The 25,607-nt window shown below is 59.2% G+C and carries 15 protein-coding genes and 2 pseudogenes; 6 read left to right on the top strand and 11 right to left on the bottom strand.

The features are described 5' to 3' along the window. Positions 1-29: 29 nt before the first annotated feature. Positions 30-1,430, bottom strand: coding sequence for a DNA recombination protein RmuC (gene rmuC / locus M3089_RS11130; RefSeq protein ID WP_249084144.1), 1,401 nt, complete (start codon positions 1,428-1,430; stop codon positions 30-32). 440 nt (positions 1,431-1,870) lie between these two features. Further along, on the bottom strand, positions 1,871-3,376 hold the full coding sequence (locus M3089_RS11125; protein WP_205107252.1) for an ATP-dependent DNA helicase: 1,506 nt from the start codon (positions 3,374-3,376) through the stop codon (positions 1,871-1,873). 155 nt (positions 3,377-3,531) lie between these two features. On the opposite strand from M3089_RS11125, the gene M3089_RS11120 reads away from it, so the two are divergent. From M3089_RS11120 to M3089_RS11095, 6 genes are all read left to right on the top strand, one after another. After that, complete coding sequence (locus M3089_RS11120; RefSeq protein ID WP_249084142.1) at positions 3,532-4,014, top strand: hypothetical protein; 483 nt, start codon at positions 3,532-3,534, stop codon at positions 4,012-4,014. A gap of 1 nt (position 4,015) precedes the next feature. Beyond that, on the top strand, positions 4,016-4,501 hold the full coding sequence (locus M3089_RS11115) for a hypothetical protein (protein ID WP_249084141.1): 486 nt from the start codon (positions 4,016-4,018) through the stop codon (positions 4,499-4,501). Between the two features lie 41 nt (positions 4,502-4,542). Then, positions 4,543-5,136 carry a LemA family protein gene (locus tag M3089_RS11110; protein ID WP_205107248.1) on the top strand — a complete coding sequence of 198 codons (594 nt, stop codon included), beginning with the start codon at positions 4,543-4,545 and terminating at the stop codon, positions 5,134-5,136. Between the two features lie 9 nt (positions 5,137-5,145). After that, positions 5,146-6,084 carry a TPM domain-containing protein gene (locus tag M3089_RS11105; RefSeq protein ID WP_249084140.1) on the top strand — a complete coding sequence of 313 codons (939 nt, stop codon included), beginning with the start codon at positions 5,146-5,148 and terminating at the stop codon, positions 6,082-6,084. A gap of 133 nt (positions 6,085-6,217) precedes the next feature. Continuing rightward, positions 6,218-7,042, top strand: coding sequence for a DUF3822 family protein (locus M3089_RS11100; protein ID WP_205107244.1), 825 nt, complete (start codon positions 6,218-6,220; stop codon positions 7,040-7,042). 4 nt (positions 7,043-7,046) lie between these two features. After that, the gene (locus M3089_RS11095; protein ID WP_249084139.1) at positions 7,047-7,580 is read left to right on the top strand and encodes an RsmD family RNA methyltransferase; all 534 of its coding nucleotides are present in this window, start codon (positions 7,047-7,049) and stop codon (positions 7,578-7,580) included. A 109-nt stretch (positions 7,581-7,689) separates the two neighbouring features. On the opposite strand, the gene cls is transcribed toward M3089_RS11095, so the two are convergent. The 9 genes and pseudogenes from cls to M3089_RS11050 all read right to left on the bottom strand — a co-directional run bounded on the left by cls (position 7,690) and on the right by M3089_RS11050 (position 25,439). Continuing rightward, positions 7,690-9,114 (bottom strand): cardiolipin synthase, encoded by a 1,425-nt coding sequence (gene cls, locus M3089_RS11090; RefSeq protein WP_249084138.1) that lies wholly within the window; start codon positions 9,112-9,114, stop codon positions 7,690-7,692. A gap of 276 nt (positions 9,115-9,390) precedes the next feature. Then, a pseudogene (locus tag M3089_RS11085) lies at positions 9,391-11,145 on the bottom strand (RagB/SusD family nutrient uptake outer membrane protein). Between the two features lie 329 nt (positions 11,146-11,474). Next, positions 11,475-14,294, bottom strand: a complete 2,820-nt coding sequence (locus M3089_RS11080) for a SusC/RagA family TonB-linked outer membrane protein (protein WP_249084137.1) — start codon at positions 14,292-14,294, stop codon at positions 11,475-11,477. Between the two features lie 47 nt (positions 14,295-14,341). Beyond that, positions 14,342-16,366, bottom strand: a complete 2,025-nt coding sequence (locus M3089_RS11075) for a RagB/SusD family nutrient uptake outer membrane protein (RefSeq protein WP_249084136.1) — start codon at positions 16,364-16,366, stop codon at positions 14,342-14,344. A 315-nt stretch (positions 16,367-16,681) separates the two neighbouring features. Beyond that, a pseudogene (locus M3089_RS11070) lies at positions 16,682-19,792 on the bottom strand (SusC/RagA family TonB-linked outer membrane protein). Positions 19,793-20,631: 839 nt separating this feature from the next. Then, on the bottom strand, positions 20,632-21,222 hold the full coding sequence (locus tag M3089_RS11065; RefSeq protein WP_249084135.1) for a 7-carboxy-7-deazaguanine synthase QueE: 591 nt from the start codon (positions 21,220-21,222) through the stop codon (positions 20,632-20,634). After that, on the bottom strand, positions 21,209-21,550 hold the full coding sequence (gene queD, locus M3089_RS11060; RefSeq protein WP_205107232.1) for a 6-carboxytetrahydropterin synthase QueD: 342 nt from the start codon (positions 21,548-21,550) through the stop codon (positions 21,209-21,211). Before queD ends, M3089_RS11065 begins: the two co-directional genes overlap by 14 nt. A gap of 65 nt (positions 21,551-21,615) precedes the next feature. Continuing rightward, positions 21,616-23,568, bottom strand: a complete 1,953-nt coding sequence (gene dnaG, locus M3089_RS11055; protein ID WP_249084133.1) for a DNA primase — start codon at positions 23,566-23,568, stop codon at positions 21,616-21,618. Between the two features lie 251 nt (positions 23,569-23,819). Continuing rightward, positions 23,820-25,439 (bottom strand): rhamnogalacturonan acetylesterase, encoded by a 1,620-nt coding sequence (locus M3089_RS11050; RefSeq protein ID WP_249084132.1) that lies wholly within the window; start codon positions 25,437-25,439, stop codon positions 23,820-23,822. Positions 25,440-25,607: the final 168 nt, after the last annotated feature.

The raw sequence follows: 25,607 nt of genomic DNA, 5'->3' as shown, positions 1-25,607 counted from the left end.
CGCACTTTGTCACCCAAGGCGCAGGGGCGTCATGGCTCCTGCGCTTCCTTTGCTTCCTGGCTTTCCTGTGGTGAGGCCGGCAGGGCCTCGCGCGGTTGCGGAATCTTGCGGTTGGGGTTTTCCTTTGCCCCCAGTTCCACCAGCTCGCGCCCCTTTTTCACCACGCTTTGGTTGCCGCTGATGAGCTTGTTGTCGGCAAAATCGTAGGCTTTGCGGGCCCTTTCAATCACGTCGCCGAGGTCGCTGAACCGCTTGGCGAAGTCGCCCAGGCGGTCGAGCAGCTGCTCTGCCAGTCCGAACACCTTCTTTTGGTTCTCTGCCTGCTGGTTTTGCACCCAAGCCACGTGTATTATGTGCAGTATGCCGAGCAGGTTTTGCTCGCCCGTGATGAACACTTTCTTCTCGAAGGCGTCGCGCCACAGCGTTGGGTCGTTGGCCAGGGCCAGTTGCAACGACGACTCGAACGGCACGAACATTATCACGAAGTCCACAGCCTCTCGCGGCGCCTTGATGTATCGGCTGTAGTCTTTTCGTGCGAGTTCGGTGGCGTGCTGCCTCACGCTCTTGATGTGTTCCTGGAGGAATCTATCCTTTTCCTCCGGGCTTTCGGCGTTGACATAGCGCTCGTAGGCCACCAGCGAGACCTTGGAGTCGATGATTGCGTCCTGCCCCTGCGGGTAGTGCAGAATCACGTCGGGCTGCATCTCGCGGCCGGTGTCGTCGTTTTTCAGCGTGCGCCCGTTTTCGTCGCGCAGCCTCGCCTGCACCTCGTAGTGTATGCCCTCGGTAAGCCCCTGCGAGGCGAGCAGGTCGCCCAGTATTATCTCGCCCATGTTGCCGGCGGCCTTGTTGTCGCGCCTGAGCACGTTGGCCAGGCTCTCGGCCTTTTCGCCTATGGCCTTGTTGCTCTCCATCATCAGTCGCATCTGCTCGCGGAACGATGCCGAGTTGCGCTCCGAGTCCTTCATGCTTTCGCCTATGGCGCGCCTCATCTCGCCTATGGCGTCTTTCAGCGGCTGTGTGATGTGGCCTATGCTTTCGGCGTTTTGCGCCTTCAGCTTGTCGGCGTTCATCTCGAGCATTTGCCTGGCCACGTTGGTCATCTGTTCCCTTGCCGTGCTCAGTTGCTCGGCAAACCGGCGCTCTTGCATGTCGGCCGTCTCGGCGGCCTGCTTCCTGAGCAGTTCTATCTCGCGCGACTGCGCCTCGGCTTTCGCCCCGAGCGTGCGGCATTCGGCCTCGGCCTCGGCCAGCCTGGCGGTACACCTGCCATGCTGTTCGTTGGTCATCCTCAGTTCGGTGGCCAGCTTTTCGGCCTCGACGTTGAGCCGCCCGTTGTCTTTCCTTGCCGCAGCCAGGCTCCGGGCCATGGCCCATGCGGCCACTCCGGCGCCAATGACCGCGCCAACCAGAATATAGATTACTATCATTGTGAAATGTTGTTATGTCGTCTTGTGGCAGCCATGCCGCAGGCCTCTTGTGGCCGCGGCGGTGCCGGTGATGGCAGCAAGCCATCTGCAAAGGTACAAATTTTGGCCGACACTGCAAGCGCTGTACGGCTGATAAACGCCTCCAGCCGTCTGTCCGGGGCCGAAGCTCCGGTGGCATGCCGCCGTGTCGGCCCTGCCCGCGGGCGAGGCCCGATGCCATGTCAAATGTTTACAAAGGCCGTGCCCGGCCGGCGTTGTTGCGGTTGTTGGTTGCGAAACAGGCCGTATGGCATTGCGAAACAGGCCGTTCGGGCTGCTGGTTCGGGCCGTTTCGGACTGCAATCGGGGCCATCTTGCAACCCACAGTGGGCCAGGCTGTTGCGTCGCAGGGCCGGGCGTGAATATATCTTTACATAAAATGCTGTGCCGCCGTGCTCCGCTCATTGCGCATCGGCATTCTGGGTGGCGGGCCAGTTTACGAGCATCAGTTTCTCGGTGGCCCGTGTAAAGGCTGTGTATAGCCAATGGAGGTAGGCCGGAGTGAGCATGTCGTCGGTCATGTATCCCTGGTCTACGTATACGTGGGCCCACTGCCCGCCTTGCGCCTTGTGGCAAGTCACGGCATAGGCGTGCTTCACCTGCAGCGCGTTGAAATACGGGTCTTGCTTGAGTTTCCTTATCCTGTCGGCCTTGAGCGGCACGTCGGCGTAGTCGTCCATCACGGCGTTGAACAGCTGTTCGTTTTGTTCCCTTGTCAGCGCGGGCGCCTCAGAGGCCAGAGTGTCGAGCAGCGTGGTTGCCGTAAGCTCGTAGTCGTCGTAGTCGGGCAGCGAAAAGGTGACGTCGGCAAAGCGGAACCCGTAGAGCTCACGGCAGCGGCGCACCCTCCTTACCACTGCCCTGTCGCCGTTGGCAAGGAACGCCGGCACTGCCTCGGCGTCGTCTCCGCCATCGTCGCTGTCCTTTCCGCCCGCCGCCTCGGTGCCTGCTGCGGCGGCTTCGGCCCTGCGCTCATTCTCGGTCCAGTGGTAGTTGTTCTTCACCACCATCACCATGTCGCCCGTGGTGAGCTCCTCTTCGCGCCCGAGCACCATGGCCCTGATGCCCCGGTTGTAGACCACCGCCCGCTTGTTGCTCCGCGTTATCACGATGGTCTCGTCGGTGCCCGCCCGGCTGTAGCTCGACGCCAGCGCCTCGATCAGCTCGTCGCCGTTGACTATGCAAATGTCGGCAAACCCCTTGAAAGCAATCATGGGCAGCCCCGTCAGCTCGTCGTGCGTAATCATCCGCCGGATGACAGTGGCGTTGAACAGTATCCCCGAGCCGTTGCCTTGGCGCATCACCTCGTCGAGCTCGGCCTCGAACACCGTCAGTCCGTAGCCTTCCATCACCCCGGCCGACAGTGCCGGGCTTTCGGCCTCGCCCACCGGCGGCAGCTGTGCGCGGTCGCCGATGAGCATCAGTCGGCAGTTGCGCCCGCTGTAGACGTATTCCACGAGGTCGTCGAGCAGGCAACCGCTGCCGAAAGCCGCCTCGCCGGCGCTGCTGTTTGCAATCATCGACGCCTCGTCGACCACGAACAGGGTGTCGGAGTGCAGGTTGTTGTTCAGGCTGAACCCGCCCATGTCGGCCCTGAGGGCCTTCTGCCGGTATATCCTGCGGTGTATGGTGTAGGCCCTGTGGCCGGCGTTCAGTGCAAACACCTTGGCCGCCCGGCCCGTAGGTGCCAGCAGCACCATGCGCCACCGCAGCGCCGCCAGCGACCTGACAATGGCCGAGGCCAGCGTGGTCTTGCCCGTTCCGGCCGAACCGCGCATAAGCATGGCCGCCATGTCTGAGCGTGCTGTCATGAACGAAGCGAACGTGGCTATGGCCTTCCGCTGGTCGGCAGTGGGGGCAAAGCCCAGTTCGCGGGTAACCATGTCGGTTAGTGCGTCTGTCATCATGTCGTGTTGCGTTAGTCAGAAACAAAGATACGGAAAATGCGCGAAATAAAGATTAAAACATCAAAAAAATAAACAACTCATGCCGTCGGGGCTTGCCAGGTTCACAAGAAACGCCTATCTTTGTGAAAATATAACAATATTAAATACATAAGGTTATGTCGGTGAGGCATGTATTGGCGTCTATCGGCTTGATGGTGAGCCTTGGGGCAGCAGCGCAAAGAGAATGCGTCGTTGTCGACATGGAGACGGGCGTCCCCCTCAGCGGGGTGGTCGTCACTGTCGACACGGCTCTCATAAGCCAGTACCGCAGCAACTACCGCGGTGAATTCACCGTACCGGCCGAGGCCGACAGCATAGTGCTCGGGCGGCAGGGTTACCTGTCGCGTCATCTGCTTTGCAGCGAACTGACCGACACGGTGGCCCTGATGCGCACGTTCAATGCCATCAGGGAGGTGGTCATCTATGGCAGCATGCCACAGGTGAGCGCCGGCATAAGCAACATGCTGGGCAAGCTCAAGGAAGAGAACAAGTACATGCCGAGGCAAACCCCGGTGGTTTCGTTCGACTTCTTCTCCATCTTCACCGCAAAGAAACGCAAGCGAACGGAAAAGCGAATAAAGGCTTTAGAGAATTACTGATATGGCATCTGGAAACAAGAAAACCAACATATTGCTGTCTGTTGTGGCATTGTTGTTGCTGTTGGTATGTGTGAGGAGCATAGTCGTTCCTGTAGGCTTCGACAAAGAAAGGCGCCAGCGCGAGTCGCTGGTAAGGCAGCGCCTCGTGGCCATACGCGACGCCCAGGTAAGGTATATGCGCGAGCACGGCCGCTTCTGCGGCTCGCTCGACACGCTCGTGGCGGCCGGTTACATGGCCGACACGGTGGCAGTGATACCCTTCGGCGGCGGCAAGCGCTTCAGCATAGAGGCCGGCACGGCGGTCACCAAGGCCGGCAACAGGCAGCCAACCGTTGAGTGCGGCGCGCTCTACGAAGACTTCCTGTCGGGCCTCGACGCCGCCAGCGTGGCCGACGTGGTGGCCAAGGCCAAGGCTAAAGGGCAATACCCGGGCATCAGGTTCGGCGACAGAAGCAAGCCCGGGAGCACCGTCGGAAGTTGGGAATAGGCCCAGTCACGATTATACATAAATCATTAACCAATATAAAAATGAACGTAAAGAAACATTTAGGATGGATTATCGCAGGGGCGGTCGTAGTGATTCTCCTGCTTTGGTGTGTGACAGGATATAACGGCCTCGTGTCTATGGACGAGCAGGTGGCCGGTAAGTGGGCCAACGTTGAGACCCAATACCAGCGCCGGGCCGACCTCATCCCAAACCTCGTGAACACGGTCAAGGGTTACGCCACGCACGAGCAAGAGACGCTCGAGGGCGTGATCGAGGCGCGGAGCAAGGCCACCCAGATAAAGGTAGACGCCTCGGAGCTCACCCCCGAGAGGCTGGCGCAGTTCCAGAGGGCGCAGGGCGAGCTGACGGCGGCGCTGGGCAAGCTGCTCGCCATACGTGAGCAGTACCCCGACCTGAAGGCAAACCAGAACTTCCTTGAGCTGCAGTCGCAGCTCGAAGGCACCGAGAACCGCATCACGGTGGCACGCAAAGACTTCAACGATGCGGCCAAGGCATACAACGTGGCCATACGCCGCTTCCCCAAAAACATACTTGCCGGCCTGTTCGGATTCGACAAGAAGTCGTACTTCGAGGCCGAGAGCGGGGCAGAGAAGGCACCCGAGGTGAAATTCTGACCATAGGCGATGAGACGACTCACGCTGTTTTTCATATTGGCATTCGCCATCGTCGCGGCTGCCTGGGCACAGGAACCAGGCAGGGCTTACACCGTCGAGACAGTGCCCAACGTGCACGTGCATGACGCAAGGCGCTACGTTGCCGACCCGGCGGGGCTCATGTCGGCCACTGCACGCGACACCATCGACGCCATGTTCGGCCGCCTAGAGGCGTCGACAGGCATCGAGGTGGCCGTGGTGGTGCTGCCGTCAATAGGCGGTCAGGCACCCTTCGACTTTGCGCAAAGCCTTTTCAGGCACTGGGGCATAGGCAAGGGCGACAGCAACAACGGCCTGCTAATACTCTATGTAGCCGACCAGCGCAGCATAAGGATGCACACAGGCTACGGCATAGAAGGCTTCCTTACCGACGCCAAGTGCAAGCGCATACAGTCGCAACTGATGGTGCCGGCGTTCAGGCGCGGCGACATCAACGGCGGAATGGTGGCCGGTGCAAAGGCCGTTTGCGCCGTGCTCGACGGCACCATGCAGCCAGATGGTCGGCAGGACAATGGCTCCGACATCGCGGCACTGGTAATGTTGCTTGGCATAGTGGTATTCGTGCTATACATGTCGGGGGTGTTCGGACAGCGCAAGAAGCGTTGCCCGTACTGTGGCAAGCGCGCGCTCAACATCATGTCGCGCGACCGTTACAGGGCCATTAACGGCCACCTGATGCGCAAGGATGTCTACGTCTGCGGGAAATGCGGGCGCATCAAGGTCGACGAAACCGACGAGGGCGATGGCGACGACCGCGGCGGCGGACTGCACTCTTTCCTCACCGGCATGCTGCTCGGCTCGTTGTTGAACGGCGGACGGGGCGGCAGCGGCGGCGTGGGCGGAGGCTTCAGCGGCGGCAGCTTTGGCGGAGGCGACTCCGGCGGAGGCGGTTCGGAGTCGAATTGGTGACCATGCAACAGAGAGGCGGGCCGTGTCCTGCCTCTCTTTGCGTTGTAGACGGCAATATGCCAAAAACACAATCGTTAGTTTCTTCCTCTCGTTTTTTTGTGCTACCTTTGCACAAAAGAAGACCCAACAGACAATGGATACATCCCAAAACACCAACTTACAAAGTGGCGGAAGGCGGCTCACAATACGCGTCAGCCGCCATTCGCTTTCGTTTTCGGCATTGAAGACGGGGCCGGAGGGAAGCGGAGTGACATTCGAACCCTACACCGTGAGGAGCGGAATATCCATGGCGGCCAACCTGCGCGAGGCATTCAAGACCGCCGAGCTGCCATCGATGGATTTCAAGAGGGCCATGCTCATGGTCGATTCGCCCGTGCTCATGGTGCCTGTCGACATGTTCTGCGAGCCAGACGCCGACACTCTCTACCGCCACTCGTTCCCGAAGCAGAATGCCGACAGGGTGATGTTCAACGTCTTGCCCGAGCTCAACGCCGTGGCACTCTTCTCGGTCAACAAGGACCTTAAGCTCGTTGTCGACGACCATTTTGCCGACGTGAGGGTGAATTGTGCCATGACTCCCGTGTGGAAATACCTGCACCAGCGCAGCTTCATAGGCACGCGCAGCAAGCTGTACGGCTATTTCCACGACAAGAAACTGGAGGTGTTCAGCTTCGCCCAGAACCGTTTCAAGTACTGCAACGCCTTTGATGCGGGCCACGCACACGACGCTCTGTACTTCCTTCTCTACGTCTGGAAGCAGCTGGCGCTGAAGCCCGAGCACGACGAGATGCACATCGTGGGCGACATTCCCGACCGGGAGTGGATATTGGAAGAGCTCAGGAAGTTTCTGTTGAGGGCCTATGTGATAAACCCTGTGGGCGACTTCAACCGTTCGCCGGCAACGCTCGTCAAGGGCATGCCCTACGATTTGGTAGCTTACTATGTGAAAGGCAGATGACAATATGAGGATAATAACAGGATTGTACAAGGGGCGCCGCTTTGACATACCACGCTCGTTCAAGGCCAGGCCGACCACCGATTTCGCCAAGGAGAACATATTCAACGTGCTCGCGGGGCACATAGACCTGGAAGGGAAGCTGGCCCTCGACCTCTTCTCGGGCACGGGCAGCATCACGCTCGAGCTACTGTCAAGGGGCTGTGACCGCGTGGTCAGCGTCGAGATAGACCGCGACCACCACGCCTTCATCAAGCAGTGCCTGGCCAAGATAGGGGCAGTCAACTGCCTGCCGCTGCGCGCCGACGCGCTGAGGTTTGTCAAGTCGTGCCGCCAGAAGTTCGACTTCATCTTCGCCGACCCTCCTTATGCGCTCGGTGAACTGGCCGCCATACCGGGCATGGTCTTCACTTCGGGCATACTGTCTGAGGGCGGTGTGTTCGTGCTTGAGCACGGGGCGAAGAACGATTTCAGCTCCGATGCCCACTTCATCGAGCGCCGTGAGTACGGCAGCGTTAACTTTTCGATATTCAAGGGCTGACGTTTGCCAGCCTTTTTTTGTATGCGCCCCACAGCCCTTGGCGCCCCGCCGTGCCATGGCTGCGGCCCTGTGACAGTCCATTGCGCCAGCCCTTGGGGCGCAGCCCGGCTCAAAGCACGGGCGAGAGCAGCCTGATCAGGCTCTCCCAAAGGCGCGCCATGAAGTTTGGCTGCTTGCCTTGTGCGGTGTCTTTGAACAGCACCGACCGCTCTTGGTCGGCCAGGAAGACCTGCTTGAAGCGCATGGCCGTCTCTTCGTCGTAGAAAAACGCGTTGCCCTCAAAGTTGTTTTCAAAGCTTCGGAAGTCTACGTTTGTCGACCCGCATGTGGCGAGCGAGTCGTCGCACACGAGCAGTTTGCTGTGCATGAACCCCGCAGTGTACATGTAAATCTTCACTCCCGCCTCGACCATGTTGCGCAGATACGACCGCCCCGCCCACTCTACAAACCTGCTGTCGCTGTGCCTCGGGACGATGATGCGTATGTCGATGCCTCCCACCGAAGCCGTCTTCAGGGCGAAGAGCACGGGCTCCGTGGGCAGGAAGTAGGGCGTCTCGATGTATATGTAGCGCCGTGCGCCGAGGATTATCCGCACATATCCCTGCATGATGTCGGGGTAGGGGGCTATCGGGCTGCTTGTAACTATCTGCGCGATGCAGGCCGATGCCACGCTGCCATCGGGCTGGGGATAGTATTTCCGGCTTGATATGAGCGTGCGGTCAACGAAATACCAGTCGACCAGGAAAGCCCGTTGCAGCCCGTAGAGCGCCCCGCCGGTGATGCGCACCATCGTGTCTCGCCATGCCTGGGTGCCCGTTCCCTTCACATAGCGCAGCGCTATGTTCATGCCGCCGATGAATCCCGTGCGCCCGTCGATGACCACAATCTTGCGGTGGTTGCGGTAGTTCACCTTGCCGGTGAACGTAGGGAACCTTACGGGGAGGAACGGCCTGACGTCCACGCCGCCTTCGCGCATGCGCTCGAAGAACCGGTGGCTCACGTTCCAGCAGCCCACATCGTCGTATATCACCCTTACCTCGACGCCGCGGCGCGAACTGTCTATGAGGGCGTCGGCAACGAGATTGCCAAGCGCGTCGTCTGCAAATATGTACATGTCGATGTGTATGTGGTGGCGCGCCTGGCCTATGGCGTGCAACAGTTCGAGGAAGAACGAGTGCCCGTCGGTGTAGATGTCGGCCTTGGTGTTGTTGAAAGGCATGGCCATGTTCTGGTTTACAAACAGGTCGATTGTCTGCCTGTAGGCCTCGGGCAGGTGCAGGTCGTGCTGCTCGGCGAACTCCAGCATCGACCGTTTGGTGAGCTGGTCCATGCTGCGTTGGCTCATCATGCGCTCCTTGCGTGTGTTTATGCCGAAGAAGACGTAGAGCAATATGCCCACAACAGGCACGAAGAAGATGACCAACGCCCATGCCATGGTCTTGGCCGGCTGGCGGTTGTCCATCAGCACGTGGACGATGGCCACGGCTGCTATTATCTCATTGATGATTACACCTGTGAGGTAGAGTCCGTGCATTGGCTGTATGTTAATAGCCCCTCCGGGGCGCGTTGCGGGGTGGCGTCTGTGCGGTTGCTTGCCGCCGGGCGCATGGCTTTGCAATGGCGGCGGCGTTGCCCCGGCACATACCGTAGCGCAAATATCACCAAAATTTTCGACATGGGCAAGCGTTGCGGCCGAAAAGTGACAGGTATGGCGGCAAAATGGCCCCCGTTCACTGTGAGGGTCAGTGCTCGGGGGCCTTGATGTGGGGCTGTGCCGTAGACGTTGCCGCCCACGGTGCTGCCGTGGCCATTACCAGCCGGGGTTCTGCGTGAGGTTAGGGTTCTTCTGTATTTCAGACTGGGGGATGGGGAACAGGTACATCTTGTCGTCCCATGTGCGGCTCACCGTGTTGCGTTCGTAGCTGATGGTGCTGTCGGAATTGAGCGTGAGCTTCATCTCGTCGACCGACGTGAAGTGCTCGTCGGCCTCCTTCCAGCGGCGCACGTCTCAGAAGCGGTGGCCCTCGAAGGCCAGCTCAACCATGCGTTCGGTCTTGTAAACGTCCCAGAACTCGTCGTTGGTCATGCCCGGCCGCACCTCGCTGAGGCTTTTCAGTCCGGCCCTCAGGCGCGTCTTGTCGAGTGCGTCGGCCGCGCTCATGGTCAGTTCGCCGTCGGTGGCATACGGGCTGCCCAGGTATTTGAACACAGCCTCGGCGTAGTTGAGGTAGAACTCACCGAGCCTGAACGTCACCCATGTGTGGTTGTCGGCCTCGTAAGAGCTGTTCGACGACAGGTCGATGGCCGAGTGGCACAGCTTCTTGACGTAATAGCCCGTCGGCGTGCCCCCTGTGAGCGGCTCGGCGTTTATCCCCCCGTAGTAGGTTTGCAGCGGGGTGGTGTTGGAGCTGGGCCAGTTTTCGTCGCCGTTCTTGGCCACCGTGACATAGAAGCGCGGGTCGCGGTCGTCGTAATACGGCTTGTCGGGGTCGTAGTCGGCCAGGTCTTTCGGCCTGAGCCCGGCGCTGTCGCCGCTGACAAACTCGTAGGCGTCGACCAGCGTCTGCGTAGGGCAGTTGCCCCCGTTGCCGCCTTCAATGCCTACGGGGTAGTTGTATGACTCGAACGTGCTCGACACGTCTTCGCTGCCAGAGCCGTAGACACGCCTTCCGAATATTATCTCGCACATGATGTTGGCGTTGCTGTAGTTGTCGGTTGCCCACAGCGACTCATAGTCGTCGGCCAGCCTCTTGCCCCGTTCGGTGCATTCGTCGATGAGCTGCTTGGTATACAGGGCTGCGTTGTACCACCGCGTGGCGTCGTCATCGGGGTTGAACAGCGGGCTGGCCCAGTAGAGTGCGGCCCTGGCCTTGAGCGCGAGCACGGCCAGCCTGTCGGCCCTGCCCGTCTCGTTGGCTCCCATGTCCATGGCCCCAAGGTCAGAGTAGTCGGCTATTATGGAGTCTTTTATTGCGTCGCATTCGCTTATGATGAAGCTGAAGATGCTGTCGCTCGACTCCCTGGGCAGCGCGTTGGTGATGTCGTAGCTCTGGGTCTGGGTGACCAGAGGCACCCCGCCGTACTGCCTTGCCAGCACAAAGTAGAAGTATGCGCGCATGAACCGCGCCTCCCATTCATAGTTGTTGTAGCGGTAGAGCTGCTTCTCGTAGTCGCTGTTGAGCACGAGGTCGTCGAACGTGAGCCCCGTGAACTCGTCGATGTAGACGTTGCATGCGGCTATGCCCTCGTACATGTCGTTCCACAGTGTTTCCTTTGCGTTGGTTGCGCTCCATGCCCCGTTGTAGAAGTCTTCGATGGCGTTGCCTTGCAGGGCGTATTCGGCCTCGTCGCTGGCCGAGCCGAGCACGGCGCCCGAATAGTATTGTCCGTAGTCGTAGTCGACGTGGTTGTAGATGTCGGTCATGAATCCTCCCACGTCTTCAAACGTGGCGGTGATCTGCTCCTTGTCCTTCACTACATATTCATGGTAGTCCATCCGGTCGGAGCATGCAGCCATGGCCAGCGCTATCGTGGCGCAAATGGCCGTTTGCAATGTCCTTGTCATTGTTTTTGTTGTCATGTGTTATGTATGTGTGGTTGGTGCCTTCGGCAGCTTGGCTTGGCGCCGTTGCGTGCCTGCTGGCATGGTGAATAATGGTTGTGAGCGTGGTCCGCCTGCACCGCCCGGGGCCCAGTGCTTTGCCTGGGGGGCTTTTGGCCTCGCAAAACGGGCCGTTTCAAGTGCTCAAACGGCCAGTTTCGCATTGCAATATGGCCCGTTTTGCAACTCGCTGGCTGACAGACGGTTGCCCTTCGGGTGTGTTGGTGCCATGCGTTTTGCCGAGACCGCGTCGTCTGTACTGTGCGCCCGGTGGCGGCACAGGCGGCTTATGGTCAGAACGTCACGGCCAGCCCGGCGGTTATGCTGCGCGTCAGCGGGTCGGTGGCGCCATACGATTCAGGGTCGGACACGGCCAGGTGGTCGATGCTGAAGAGGTCGGTGCCGCGCAGGTAGAGCTTGGCCTCGCTAATGAACCGCGACGCGTCGAGCAGCTTTCGCGGCAGGTTGTAGTACACTTCCAGCGTGCGCAGCTTGAGGAACGAGCGGTCTTCGAGCCATATCGTGTTGGTCTGGTAGTTGTTGGCGTTGCTCTGCGAGCTCAGGCGCGGGTACTTTGCGTCTTTGTTGTCGGCCGTCCAGCGGTTTTCGTAGGCGTATTGCGATATGGTGGTGTTGTCTACCAGGCCCCAGTACATGCTCTTGGTGTTGAGCACTGCCGAGTATCTGCCGGTGCCTTGCAGCAGCGCGTAGAATCCCAGCCCGCGCCACTCGGCTCCGAGCTTCAGCGAGAAGTATAGCTCGGGGGCGTCGTCGCTGTAGCCTATGGCCACCTCGTCGTTAGAGTCTATCTGCCCGTCGCCGTTGACATCCTCATACTTTATGTCGCCCGGTTTCACGGTGCTGAACGTCTGTGTGGGGCTGTTGGCTATGTCTTCCTCGTCCTCGAAGAAGCCAATGGCCTTCAGGCCGTATATCTGCCCGACCGAGTGGCCCGTCTGTACAAGGTTGTCGTAGAGGCGAGGCTCTTCCATCTGCTCCACTATCTTGTTGCGGTTCAGGCTCACGCTTGCCCCGGCGGTGAGCGTCACCGCGCCCACCTTGCGGCTGAAGTCGGCCCCGGCCTCGAATCCCCAGCTGTCGACGATGCCCGCGTTTTCGTAGGGGGCGTCCTGGCCAATCAACGCAGTGTACTTGCCGTCGGCTTCTACCCAGATGTCCGTACGCCGCTGGTAGTAGGCGTCGAACGTCAGGTTGAGGCAGCCGAACAGCGATGCGTCGAGGCCCACGTTGTACTTGTAGGCTTTCTCGTGGCCCGGGTTCTCGGTGGCGAGTCGGTCGAGGTAGGTGCGCCCGAACTCCGAAGTCCACGAGCTTGTGAACGGGTAGGTGCCTCCGGTGGTCACATACTGCTGCGTGTAATACGTCCAGACGTCGTCGCCGGGCAGGTAGTCGGCGTTGATAATGCCGAACGAAGCGCGCAGTTTGAGCAGGTTCAGCCATTTGGCCTTGGCCATGAAGTTCTCCTTCGAGATGACCCATGCGGCCGAGACAGTGGGCGAAAACGACCACTTGGTGCCCGGGGCGAGGCGGCTGGAGCCCGACCCTACGAGGGCAAGGTCGGCAAAGTAGCGTCCCTTGTAGCCGTAGTGGGTGTACCACGACACGTTCTGGCGGTAGACGGTGGTGTTGAGTCCTGTCTCGTCTTCGTATTCGTAGTCCCATTTGAACTGCGAGTATACAGAGTGGTTGCCGAAGGTGTTGGCATAGTTTAGGCCTGCGTCGAAATGGAAGCGGGCCGCGTATGCGTTGGTCTCGGCCGACGTTCCCATCTCTGATGCGGCCGTCACCTTGTATTCGGCGGACACCGTGGGCTCGCCGTCAACCCACTGGCCCGGCGTCAGGCTGCCGTAGTCGTAGGTCTTGCTGTGGTCTTCGTATACGTTGGAGCTGTTGTCGTAGCCCACGCGCACGCTGGCCTTGAGCCCCTTGAGCAGCCCAGAGAGGTCTTGCGAGAGCGTGATGTCGGATGTGAGGCTGCGCGAGTGGTTCTTCACGTAGGCCGCCCCCGCCGACTGGGCCACGGGGTTGAGCGTGCCGCTCCAGGTCGAGGTGCCGCCCCACAGGCCGCTCTCGGTCTTGATGGGGAAGGCTGCCGCCGGCACGGAGTAGACCAAGTCCCACAGGTCGGCCGACGGCCCGCTGGTTTCGTCGAGCACCCCCTGCAGGTTGACCTTCATCTTTGTGGTGCGCGTTATGTCGGCGTCGAGGTTGACGCGGATGCTCCCCTTGGTGTACTTGTCTTGCGTAGAGTAGCCCGAGTTGGCGTCGGCGTTGGCCACAAACCCCTTGTTCGTGGTCAGGTTGATGTAGGTGAAGTAGCGGAACGCCTTGCCTCCGCCGCTGAACTCCATGTTGTATTTGTTGGCCACGCCGTGGTTGCGGAAGGTCTCGTTCACCCAGTCGACGTTGGGGTAGAGGTATGGGTACTGGCCCGAGCGGAACGCGTTGATCTCGTCGGTGGTGTATTTGGCCGATAGGCCGTCGTTGGACCGTGCCTCGTTGACGGCCTCGGCGTATGTCGCCGCGTCTACGAATTGGGGCTTCTTCACCATGAACTGCCACTCATGGTCGTAGCTGAACTTCACCGTCTTGGTGTTGTACTTGCCCCGCTTCGTGGTCACCAGTATGGCTCCGTTGGCCGCTTTGTAGCCGTAGAGTGCCACCGCGGCCGCGTCTTTCAGTATCTGCACCGACTCCACCTCGCCGGGTGTGATGTCGCTTATGCTCCGTTCAATGCCGTCGACGAGCACCAGCGGCGTGCTGGTAGAGAGCGACTGCAGGCCGCGCACATAGAAAGTTGGGTCTGTGTCGCTGTATGAGCCCGAGTTCTGCAGGCTCACCAGGCCCGTGCCCTGGCCGAGAATGGAGTTGGCTATGTTGCGCGAGCTGCGCCTGTCGGTGGTGGCCGAGGTTATCACCGAGACGGCGGCTGTCGACTCTTCGAGCGGTATGGTCACGTCGGCGCCCACATCTATGGGCGTTGCGGCGAACGACTCGGCAGCCGACTTCAGCCCGGTGCTGTCACTCTGTGCCGCTGCCGGCATGGCGGCGCAGGCCATTATGGCTGCCGCCATTATTTTGTTTGCTTTCATTGTTTGCATGTTTGTTGGGTTTGTTTGTTGTCAATGGTGTGGCAGTGTTACCACCCCGGGTTCTGCACGAGGCCGTAGCCTTTGTTTATCTCAGTCTGTGGGAAGGGGAAGAGATACCACTTCGGGTCGAAGCCGTTGGTCCACGCGAGCCTCACGGGCTGCGTGAGCTCAAAGCGCTCATAGTCGAAGTGCGTTGGCTCATAGAACCCGCTGGCCGTCGGGTCGTCGCTGTCGGTCTTCTTGTCGCCGTCGGTCCACTTTGTCTCCGAGCGTTCCCACTCGCCCGTCTCTTCGTTTTTCACCAGGCGGTATATGCGCAGTCCGTGCAGCCTCTTTGAGAAGATGTCGGCCCGCTTGTAGCGTATGAGGTCGAAGTAGCGCTCGTTTTCAAATCCCAGCTCGCAGGCCCTCTCTCTCAGTATTTCCTCCATGAGGCTGTCTTTGTCGGTGGTCAGCGGCTTGTCGGGGTTGCACTCCACGAGCCCTTTCAGCCCCACGCGCGCCCTGACCTTGTCTACGTATTCTATGGCACGGGTGAAGTCGTTGTCGGCTTGCAGCAGAGCTTCGGCGTAAGTGAGGTATAGGTCGGACATGCGCAGCACGTCCCACTGTGGCGCCTGGCGGTCGTAGCACGACCCTACGTAGTATTTGTTGTTGGCATATCCCGTGGCAAACACGCCGGTCTCGGTCTTGGGCTGGTTGAGGGCTGTCGTTCCGCCCACCCACGACTCGAATATGTCGCCGCTGCACTTGCCCGACGACCATTCGGTGACCTGCGGCACGCCGTTGATGCGCACCGTCTCATAGAGGCGCGGGTCGCGGGTGAGCACACGGTTCTGCAAGTCTTGCAGCCCCTCGACGGTGTCTCCCTTGACAAACATCTGGTCGAGGAGCCCTGCCAGGCTGTCTTTTTCCCAGTCGAACGGCGTGCCGTCGCTCCACGGAAACATCTCGATGTATTCCTGTGTGGGCGTGTAGGCATAGCGTTCGTTGTCGCCCATGAGCGTATAGGCGGAGTATTTGCTGTCGTGTGTGCTCGTGCTCACCCTCACGGAGTGTATCACTTCGGTGCTGGCCTGGTTGACGTAGCCGTAGCGGAAGGCGTAGCGGTAGTCGGCTGTGGTCGTCCCGGCCGGCTCTGTCATCTCGTAGTATCCGTTGGCGGCAAGGGCGTCGAAGAACTCGTCGCACGCCTCACGGCACTGTGTCCACAGGTCTTGGTTGTAGCCCCCGTACCAAACGAGGTGCTGTTGCTCTGCCTCGGTGGTGCCGCCGTAGTAAGGCTGGTTGCTGTTGAACAGTGGCGAGGCGGCAAACTGCAGAATCTTGCACTTCAGGGCCATGGCCCCGGCGCGGGTCCAGCGGCCGGTCTCGGTCTGCGCCTCGGTGCCGGTGTAGGCCCATGGCAGCACGGCGGCAGCCTCGTCGAGCAGTCCGGTCATGAAAGTCACGGTGCTGTCCACCGTGGCCCGGGGCATCCAGTAGCTCTCGTCGAGGCCGGTGAATGAGCTTTTCACTATTGGCAGCCCGCCGTAGAACTTGAATAGGTTGAAGTAGGCCGACGCTATGAGGCATTTGGCCTCGCCGCTGAAGACGGCCTTGTCGTCGTCGCTCATGTCGGGCACGGAGCCTACGTTCTCAAGGAACAGGTAGGCTGCGCGCACCAGTTCCCAGACGTTCTCGGTGTCGAAGCCGTATATGCTGCCGTCGGAGCTGGCGGTGAACGTCTCGGTGTAGTAGCTCTGGTATATCGACGAGCTGGGGAAGTGGAGGTGGTATATGTCGGTCAGCGCGTCGAACTTGCCCTGCCAGTAGCTGGCCGACAGTGGCGCCGACGAGCTGCTGCGGTAGGGTATGCCGTAGTATTGCAGCGAGTAGACCCCCGTGAGGAACTGTTCGGCATACTCTGCCTTGCTGAACACGGAGTCCTTCGTTGTCGAGTTGCTCGGAGCCTTGTCGAGGAAGTCGTTGCCGAAGGCTATGTTGTCAGTGCATGATGCCGTCGTTAAAACCATGGCAATGGCTGCCACGGCTTTGGCCAATGCTTTGGCCAGTTTCGTGTTTAGTGTCATGTCTGTTGTTGTTTTAGTGATTCTGCCGAGGCATTGGTGAGCCTCGTGCGTAATGATTTTTTGCTTGTTGCGGGCCGCCCCGTCGTGGCTTGCCATTCCGCTGTGCCACAGCGGGTTGCGCCCGGGTTGCGCATGGCGTTGCAATATGGCCCGTTCTGTATGCCCGGACGGGCTGTTTCGCCATGCCGTTCGGCCCGTTTCGTGGCGCTGTATGGCCCATTTCGCGGTGCGGCCAGGCTGGTGTAAGTTTTTTTTGCCGCCGTGGCTGTGCCGCCCGCCCGTGGCTTCGGCGTGGGCGTGGCCCGCAGGCTGCTGTCAGAAGGCCATCTTGAGCGACAGCGTGTAGGTGCGCTGCAGCGGGTATGACGGCGAGTTGCTGGCCCTTGCCTCGGGGTCGCCCCAGATGTAAGGCGTGAATGTCAGCAGGTTGTAGCCGCTCAGCGAGAGCTGGAACTGGCTCATGCCTATGGCCTTCATGAATGGGAAGTGGAAGTCGTAGGCCAGTTCGAGCGACTTTAGCCTGAGGTATTTTGAGTCTTTTTCATACAGAGTGGAGGTGGCGTAGTTCTGGTTTGCGTTCTCCCATGTGGCCCGCGGGTACTCTGCATCCTGCGAAGGGTTCTCCACAGTCCACGTGTTTTCCACGTGATATTTTAGCAGTCCGCCCTCGGTGTTGCCCGAAGCGTTGAGGAATGGCTGCCTGAACACGTCGGATATCTGCCTGCTCACGTTCCAGGCGGCAGTCCATTGCATGGACAGGCTGAGGTCTTTCCACTTGAAACCGAGGTTCAGTCCGGCCACATACTCGGGGTCGTCGGTGTACCCGTAGTCGCGGCTCATGTCGTTTTCGTCTATTTTCCCGTTGCCGTCGAGGTCGACATAGATGGCGTCGCCGGGCTGCAGCTTGTCGTTGGAGACTATCTGGGTGGGGAACTCCTGCCCGAACTCGGCCTCATAGTCTTCTTCGCAGCCTTCGTAATAGTACTTCCAGAACAGGTATTGGCTCCTCGAGCCTATGCGGTGGCCCTTTTCATACTGGTACTCGTTGTTCATCGGGGCTTCCTTCTTCTCCTTTATCTCGTTCTGGTTGTACGACAGGTTGATGCCGGCCCAGTAGCGGAAGTCCTTGTTAATGTCGTCCTGCCACTTCATGGACAGCTCCCATCCCCAGCTGTCGACCACGCCCTGGTTGGTGTATGGCACCGTGAAGCCTATCAGCGACGGGGCGCTCTCGTCGGTGAGCAGTATGTCGGTGCGGTGCTCGAGGTAGTAGTCGAACGAGGTGCGCAGGCGGTTGTCGAGCACGTTGATGTCTATGCCGTAGTCTTGCTTGAAGGCTTTCTCCCACGTAACCTCGGCGTTGTTCTTCGACGATTCGTAGGCGCCCTTGTGCACCGTGCTGTTTTCTATTCCGAAGGCATATCCGCGGTAGTCGCGCGAGAAGGTGCCTTCGCTGTTCACGGCGTACGGGTCGGAGAGGTACATGAATCGCGAGCCGCCCACCTTGTCGTTGCCCACGAGGCCCCACGAGGCCCTCAGCTTGAGGAAGCTCACGGCCTTTGAGAGCGGCTTGAAGAACTTTTCTTCGCTTATCACCCATCCCACCGAGCCTGCAGGGAATGTTCCGAAGCGGTTTTCGGGCGCGAAGTTCTCGGAGCCGTTGTAGCCCACGTTGAACTCGGCGAGGTATTTGTCGGCATAGTCGTAGGTGAGTCGGCCCACGAGGCCCACATACCCGCGCGCCAGGTCGGGGTATTCGGTGCTTGAGTAGTAGTATTCTTTGCTCTGGTTGAACAGCAGCAGGCCCGTGACGGAGTGCTTGCCGAAGTCGCGGGCGTAGTTGAGCGACGCCTCGACGTACCAGTCGCGGTCTTTGTCGGTGTCGGTCGAGTAGCTCACGGGCTCGTCGCTGCCCGACTTCTTGTAGGCTATGGTGCCGTCGTCTTGCTTCACCGGGGTGTATGTGGCCACGCTTGCCGCCCCGTTTTTTTACACGTCGTATGCGCTGTTGTACGACCCTTTCAGCTTGATCGACAGGCCGCGGGTTATGAAGTCGAGCTTCTGGTCGACTATGAGGTCCATGTTGAGCTTGTTCACCTGGGTGTTCATGAAGCCCGACCCGTAGTAGGTCATGCCCGACCCGCCCGTGAACGGCAGCTGCACGTCGTCGTAGTCGGTGGCCGTGTACACCAGCTTGCCGTCAACTATGCCCGGGCTCGAGAACGGGGTTGCCTGGTACATGGCCTTTATCATGCCCGACGCGCCCTGCCCTGTGTACGGCTTGTGGGCGTTGCTGACGTTGCCCGCGATGTTCATCGACACCGTGGTGGTCTTTGTCACGTCGACGTCGAGGTTGGCACGGTAGTTGAACCTGTTGTAGCTGTAGCTGTTGTTGTAGTCTTGGTTGAACTGCTTGAACAGTCCGCCTTGCGTGAACGCCCCCGCAGAGATGAAGTAACGCACGTTTTCTCCGCCTCCGCTTATGTTCACGTTGTGCTGTGTCTGCAGTGTGGCGTCTTTCATGATGTAGTCGGCCCAGTTGGTGCTCGGGAAGCGTATGGGGTCGCTTCCGTCTTTGAACTTCTGTATCACTTCGTCAGAGAACATGGGCTCGCCGCCGTCGTTGGCGCGCATCTGGTTGTAGAACAGGGCGTACTCATAGCTCGAGGTCTGCTCAACCATCTTTGTCGGCGTCAGTATGCTGTAAGAAGTAGAGCCGCTCACGCGCGTCTTCCCGCTCTGGCCGCGCTTTGTGGTTATCAGTATTACGCCGTTGGCTCCCCTCACGCCGAACACGGCCGTGGCCGAAGCGTCTTTCAGCACGGTGATGCTCTCGATGTCGTTGTAGTCGATGTCGCTCATCGAGCGCTCAACGCCGTCAACCTGCACCAGCGGCTCGGAGTCGGTCCAGGTGCCCTGGCCGCGCACGAACACGCTCGCGGCGTCGCTCTCCGGCTCGCCCGAGTATTGCACTGTGGTCACTCCTGTGAGCTGGCCGGCCAGCACATTGTTGATTGAACTTACCGGGGTGCGCACCAAGTCCTCACCCTTGATGCTGGAGATGGCGCCGGTCACCGTCACTTTCTTTTGCGTTCCGTAGGCCACTACTTCAACCCCTTGAAGCTCGTTGGCGTTTTCCTTCAGCGTGACAACCATCCCCGGGCGCGCCTCTGCGGTCATGGTGGCATAGCCGACATAGGATATTCGCAGCATGGTGCCGGGCTTGACGTTCAGCGAGAACTTCCCGTTGATGTCCGTGACGGTGCCGATGGTGGCGCCACTGCCGTCGACAACGATGCTCGCGCCGATGATGGCTTCGCCGCTTTCATCGGTCACAGTGCCGCCGACAGTGGCGTTTTGTGGCCTGTTTTGGGCTGCCGCGCGTGTTGGCGGCAGCCCAATCGGGGCAGAGAGGCACAGCAGCATTGATGCTGTCAGTGCCAACTTTGTTTTAAATCCCTCATGCATAGTAGTAATGGTTTTGTAATTATATTTAATAATGTTAGCCACTTTGGCCCGTCATGCTTTGCGGCACACGGGCTTGGCGTGTGGTTTTTGTGTTGTTTCAGATAGCCATCGCGGGTGGCATGGCTGCCTGCTGCGGTTGCTGCCGCCGTCACGGAGGCTTGCAGCGGATGGCTTTTCTGTGTTTTGATTAGTTATAATTTTGCCCAAAATTACTAAAGATTGAAACACCGTAAAAAGGTTATCTATTAAAGTTTTAATGTTTAACGGTGTTCTCGTTAACGCATTTCACTGGGCCATTTGTTGGTTTTCGGGATTTAACATACGAGATGGTGTATGCTGTTTGCGGTGTGTCGGCTTTTTTACGAAGTTTGTGCCGGGGTGTGTCGGCTTTGCCTTTTGCTGGCTGCATGGCTGTGTATAGACGAACGCCCGAATGTTACGGCGTGTTAATCAAATACGTCATAAATTAAGGAAATGTAGGTTTGATTTTGCTTTTTCTTTCGTTTTGTCAATTAAAACAGGTTGTTTGGTGTCTCTGTGCAGTCGGTATGTTGCTGCGGGCGGGTTGGTCTTTCATTGTTTTGGGGCAGGTTTTCCATTGTTGCCGGGTAAGCCGGGCAATGCTGGTGGCCCTCGTTGTTGGGGCTGGTTGGGCCTGTTTCAGGTTCATTTTAACCTTGGTTGGCCGTTGTGCGCACATACAAAAGAGCCCGCAAGTCCATTTCTCGGATCATTGCGGGCTCTGTGTTGGTGGCCTGCCGGGCCGTTGGCGCCAGGCCTTGCGGCCCATGCAGGCGTCACTTTATGCCTGTAAGCTTGTGCGTCTGCAGCGACAGCCGCCATTGCGGGTGGCTCAGTATGTAGTCGATGCAGGCCTCGGTGATGCGGCGGTTGCGCTCGTCGGCGGGCCCGCCCCCCATGTCGCAGGGTTGCAGATAGTAATAGTCGGCCTCTATCCCGAAGTCGGTCACGGGCGTGCGCCCGTCGAACAGGCACTTCAGTTCGTTGCAGCGCCTTACCACCGGGCGCGCCGCCTCGCCCAGAAACTGTTGCTTTGGCGAAATGGTGAGCCAGTCGATGCCGTTAGGTGCAGGCCTTGTGCCGTTGCTCTCCATGGCAATCTCGAAGCCCGCCCCGTGCAACCTGGCGGTCAGGGCGGCATCGGCCTGCAGCGTGGGCTCGCCTCCTGTGAGCACCACGAAGCGTGCGTCGTATGCCGAGACGGCTTCCACGATGTCGCTGTCGCTCATCTCGCGGCCTGTGGCGAAGTCGGTGTCGCAAAACGGGCAGCGCAGGTTGCATCCGGCGAATCGCACAAACACCGCGGCTCTCCCGGTGTTGTGGCCCTCGCCCTGCAGCGAGTTGAATATCTCGTTAATCCTCTTCATCCCTGACGTATGTGGCAGTGTTGCCCTCACTCTCTTGCACAATGGCTTTGTAACAGTTTGGCACTTGCTCCACGCACCATCGCGCCATGTTCTCTGCCGTGGGGTTGAAAGGCAGCAGTTCGTTGAGGTTGCCATGGTCAAGATAGTCGTGTATCCTCGCCTTGATGTGCGTAAAGTCGCACACCATGCCGTTTTCGTCGAGCTCTTTTGCCCGGCAGAAGATGGTGACAATCCAGTTGTGGCCGTGCAGCCTCGAGCATTTGCTCTCGTAGTTGAGCCTGAGTTGGTGGCTCGCAGATATCTCCAGTCTTTTTTCTATGTAATACATGATTGCTTTGTAATGTTGGTTGTGAATAGTTGACAAGGCACTACGGCCACTTAGCGGCGGGCTGGTCATACCACGAGGTCGCTGCCTATGCGGCGTGCCAGCACATCGCGCAGTTGCTGGGCCTCCTTGTATTCCTCCATCAGTTGCCTTATGCGGTCCATGTCGGAGCCCGCCATGCGCATCTGTGCCTGTATGTCTTTGAGGTGTTTCTTTACAATGTTCATCCTTAGGTCGAGCACCAGGTGGGTCACGCGCTGGCGCAGGTTGTCGGCCGTATGCTTCATTTCGAGGCTCCGGCTCAGCCTGTAGGGGCTCAGCGCGAGCTGTCCGGCCAGTGCGCTTATGTCGATGTCGGGGTGGTGGAGGAAGTAGTTCTCGGCCCTGAACCCTTCTTCCGTGCTGTGTTCCACGGCTTCTGCGAGTATGCGGTTGTAGAGTTCGTCGGTGAATTTGAGCCCGTCTTGCGCGAGATCGTAGTCGATGTATTGCGCGACAGACAGGTTGACGGTCTGCCCGTCGTCTGTTTCGAGCCCTTCGAATATTATCTCGTCGCCGTGGCGGAGCACCTCTTGTATTATCATCCTTTCCACCTGCCGTGTCTGTTCGTCGTCGGTATGCAGTCCGATGGGGGCGTTTCCTGTTGTTGCCTCAGCCGCGTCGCGCGCCATCCTGCGCTCTTCTCGTTCGGCCTCCTTGGCCTTTTCCTCGCGTTCGCCGCTGATGAAGCGGTTCATTGTGGCTATCAGCGTGCGCTCGCTCATCTGCAGTCTCACGGAGCACTCGTGCAGGTAAGTGTCGCGGGTTATCTGGTCGGGAATCACGGAAACGCTCTTCACAATGCTGCTTATGGCCTCCGAGCGTTTCACCGGGTCTGTCACGCCGTTGAGCATCAGCTTGGTCTTGAACTCAATGAAGTCGGTCTGGTGGTCGTCGATGTACGCCCTGAACTCCTCGGCGGTGTGCTTTCGCGAGAAGCTGTCGGGGTCGTCGCCGTCGGGCAGTATAAGCACCTTGATGTTCATCCCCTCAGACAGCAGCATGTCGGTGCCCCTCATGGCCGCGTGTATGCCTGCCTCGTCGCCGTCGTATAGCAGCACTATGTTTGGCGTGAAGCGCCTGAGCAGCCTTATCTGGTGCAGGCTGAGGGCCGTGCCCGAGTTGGCCACCACGTTCTCTATGCCGCACTGGTGCATCGAGATGACGTCGGTGTAGCCCTCGACCATGAACACCCGGTCTTCTTTGACTATCGATTTCTTGGCCTGGTAGATGCCGTAGAGCTCGTGGTCCTTGTGGTATATCTCCGAGTCGGAGGAGTTGACATACTTCTGCTGCACGCCTTTGGTGCGCGAGTCGAGCAGCCGTCCGCCGAAGGCCACCACCTTGCCGCTCACGTTAATCCACGGGAATATCACGCGCCCGGCGTACCGGTCGACCAGCTCCCCGCTGTCCTTGCGGTAGCACAGGCCTGTCTTCACGAGGAACTCCTCCTTGTATCCCTTGGCCTTGGCGGCCGTTGAGAGGGCGTCGCGTCGCGGTAGCGCGTAGCCAAGCTGGAACTTGCTGATGATGTCGTCGCGGAAGCCGCGGCTTCTGAAGTACTGTTTGCCTATGGCGCGTCCGTCGGGGTCGTTGGCCATCACACCCTGGAAGTATTCCAGCGCCCACTCGTTGACGATGAACATGCTCTCGCGTTCGCCGGCCTCGCGCTTCTCTTCGTCGCTCAGTTCCCGCTCTTTTATCTCTATGTTGTATTTCCTTGCGAGCCAGCGCAGGGCTTCGGGGTAGGTTATCTGTTCGTGCTCCATGAGGAAGTGCACGGCGTTGCCTCCCTTGCCGCAGGCAAAGCACTTGCACACCCCTTTGGTTGGCGATACGTAGAACGACGGGGTCTTGTCGTCGTGGAAGGGGCACAGCCCCACGTAATTTACCCCTCGCTTGCGCAGCGTCACGAATTCAGACACCACGTCTACTATTTCCGTGGCGTCGAGAATGCGTTCTACGGTGGCTCTGTCTATCATTGAAGTGATGAGGTTTCGATGTCTTGGCCTTGCGGCTCGGGTGCCGTGGGCCGGTTGTGATTTATGGTTGTCTTGTCATTGCGGGTGGGTTTCGGGGGGTGCATTGCCACCGTCGCGTCGCGGCCGGCTTGTGCCTCCGTGCCCGGCTGTGCCTTTTGCGGCTTAGGCCGTGGCGGTGCCAATGGCGCAGTGGCCCGTGGGGTCACTGCGGCGATGGTGGCAATGCAATGTCCCAAACCCCGTTTGGCGGGTTATTTCAAGTAATCCGCCAGCGGGCTCTTTATGTCGCGCAGCCCCTTTGCCACGCTCTTGGCGTTGGTCTGTGCGCCGAGCAGCGACGTGTGGGTGTGGTCGCGGTTGTAGTACTCCATGGCCTTCTCCTTGCTGCCGCACTTCTTGTCGAGGTAGTCGGCGGTGATGTTGTGTACGTCTACAAACTCTACGCCGGTCTCCTTGGCCACTTCGCGGTACCATTTGCCGTAGGTGTCGTTGCGGCGCTCAATCTTTCCGCCGGGCCATTCGTTGCGCGGTGTGAGCGAGAGGAGTATGGGTGTGGCTCCCTTTTCGCGCACGTCTTGGATGAATTTCTTCAGGTACCACCCGAAGGTATATACCACTTCATACATGCCCGAGTCTTTCATGCGGTACACATGGCTTGAGTCGGCGGTGCCGGGTATGACGCCCCGCATTTTCTTGTCGTCGATGGGGCCTATGTCATTGTGGCCGAACTGAATGAGGACAAAGTCGCCCGGCTGCAGCGAATTGTACACTTGGTCCCACCGCCCCTCGTTGAGGTAGGTGCGGGTTGAGCGTCCGGCCTTGGCGCAATTGGCGCAGGTGACCTTCGTCGAGTCGAACACGGTGTATGCCTGCGACCCCCATCCCCACATGCCGTCGGGGTCTTTGTCGGTGTTCTTGACCGTCGAGTCGCCCGTGATGAACACCACCGGCTTGCCCTTCTCGCGTTTCACGGCAACGGTGGGCAGCTCGACGTTGTGCATCATGGCCTGCAGCGGAGCCAGGGCGGGGTCGGTGCTTGCCGCAATGCCCTCGGCTGCGGAGCGGGCGTTCATCTCGGCGCCGAACTTACTGGTGTGTATGTGGTCTTTGTAGAAATGGTAGCTCTCCTTCCAGCGGCCGTACTTGTCGAGCTTGGCGGCCGATATCTCGTTGAGGTCTACGTAGGGCACTCCTTGCTCGCGGCTTATCTGCTCGAGCCATTGGCTCTGTTGCTTGCGCACAATCTTGCCGTCCTTGCCGTAGGCGTCGCGCGGGGTGAGCGACATGAGCACGGGGTTGGCCCCTGCCTTGCGGCACTCTTCGATGTACTTGCGCATGTAGCCGCCGTAGGTATATACGGTATCCTTGGCGCCGGTCTCCTTTATCGTCACAATGATCGAGTCGTTGCCGGTGCCGGGCAGCACGGCGCGGGCCCGTCCGCTGTCGTATGGGCCGTTGTCGTTGTGGCCCAGCGAGATGATCACCCAGTCGCCCGGGCGCAACGCCTTGCGTATGTCGGGCCACAGCTGCTTGTAGAATGTGCGTGTGCTCATGCCTCCGAGGGCCTGGTTCTCAACGCTTATCTTCGTCGGGTCGAAGTAGTCGCTGATGAAAAAGCCCCATCCCCACTGCCCGTTGTTGCCGTTGCCGAGAGTGCCGTTGCGCATGGTTGAGTCGCCGATGAAGAAGGCCACGGGCTTGCCTTTCTTGCGTGTGGTGCCCGGCGCGGGGCGTGACATCAGGGCTTTGGCTATACTGTCGGGGGTGTTGTCTACTACTTTGTTCACATCCTCAACCGGCTTTGGCACTTGTCCGAAAGCCATTGGCGCCGACACGCACAGTGCGGCGATAGCTGAAATCAGTTTTTTCATTTGTCTTGTTTTTGGTTGCATGGCGCGGCAGGCCGCTCCTTTGCCTCAGTTTGTTTTTGACTTCTGCAAAGTTACATCAAATCGCAGACAACACAAAACAAACGGTTTTGTTTTTTAACCCAAATCCCCCTTTTGACCGCCTTGGGCTTGTTTTATCGCCGCCATCAT

It is taken from the genome of Marseilla massiliensis (assembly GCF_023336985.1).
Lineage (GTDB): Bacteria > Bacteroidota > Bacteroidia > Bacteroidales > Bacteroidaceae > Prevotella > Prevotella intestinigallinarum.
The sequence above is the reverse complement of the archived record's forward strand: the minus strand, read 5'-3'. Positions and strand labels throughout refer to the sequence as shown.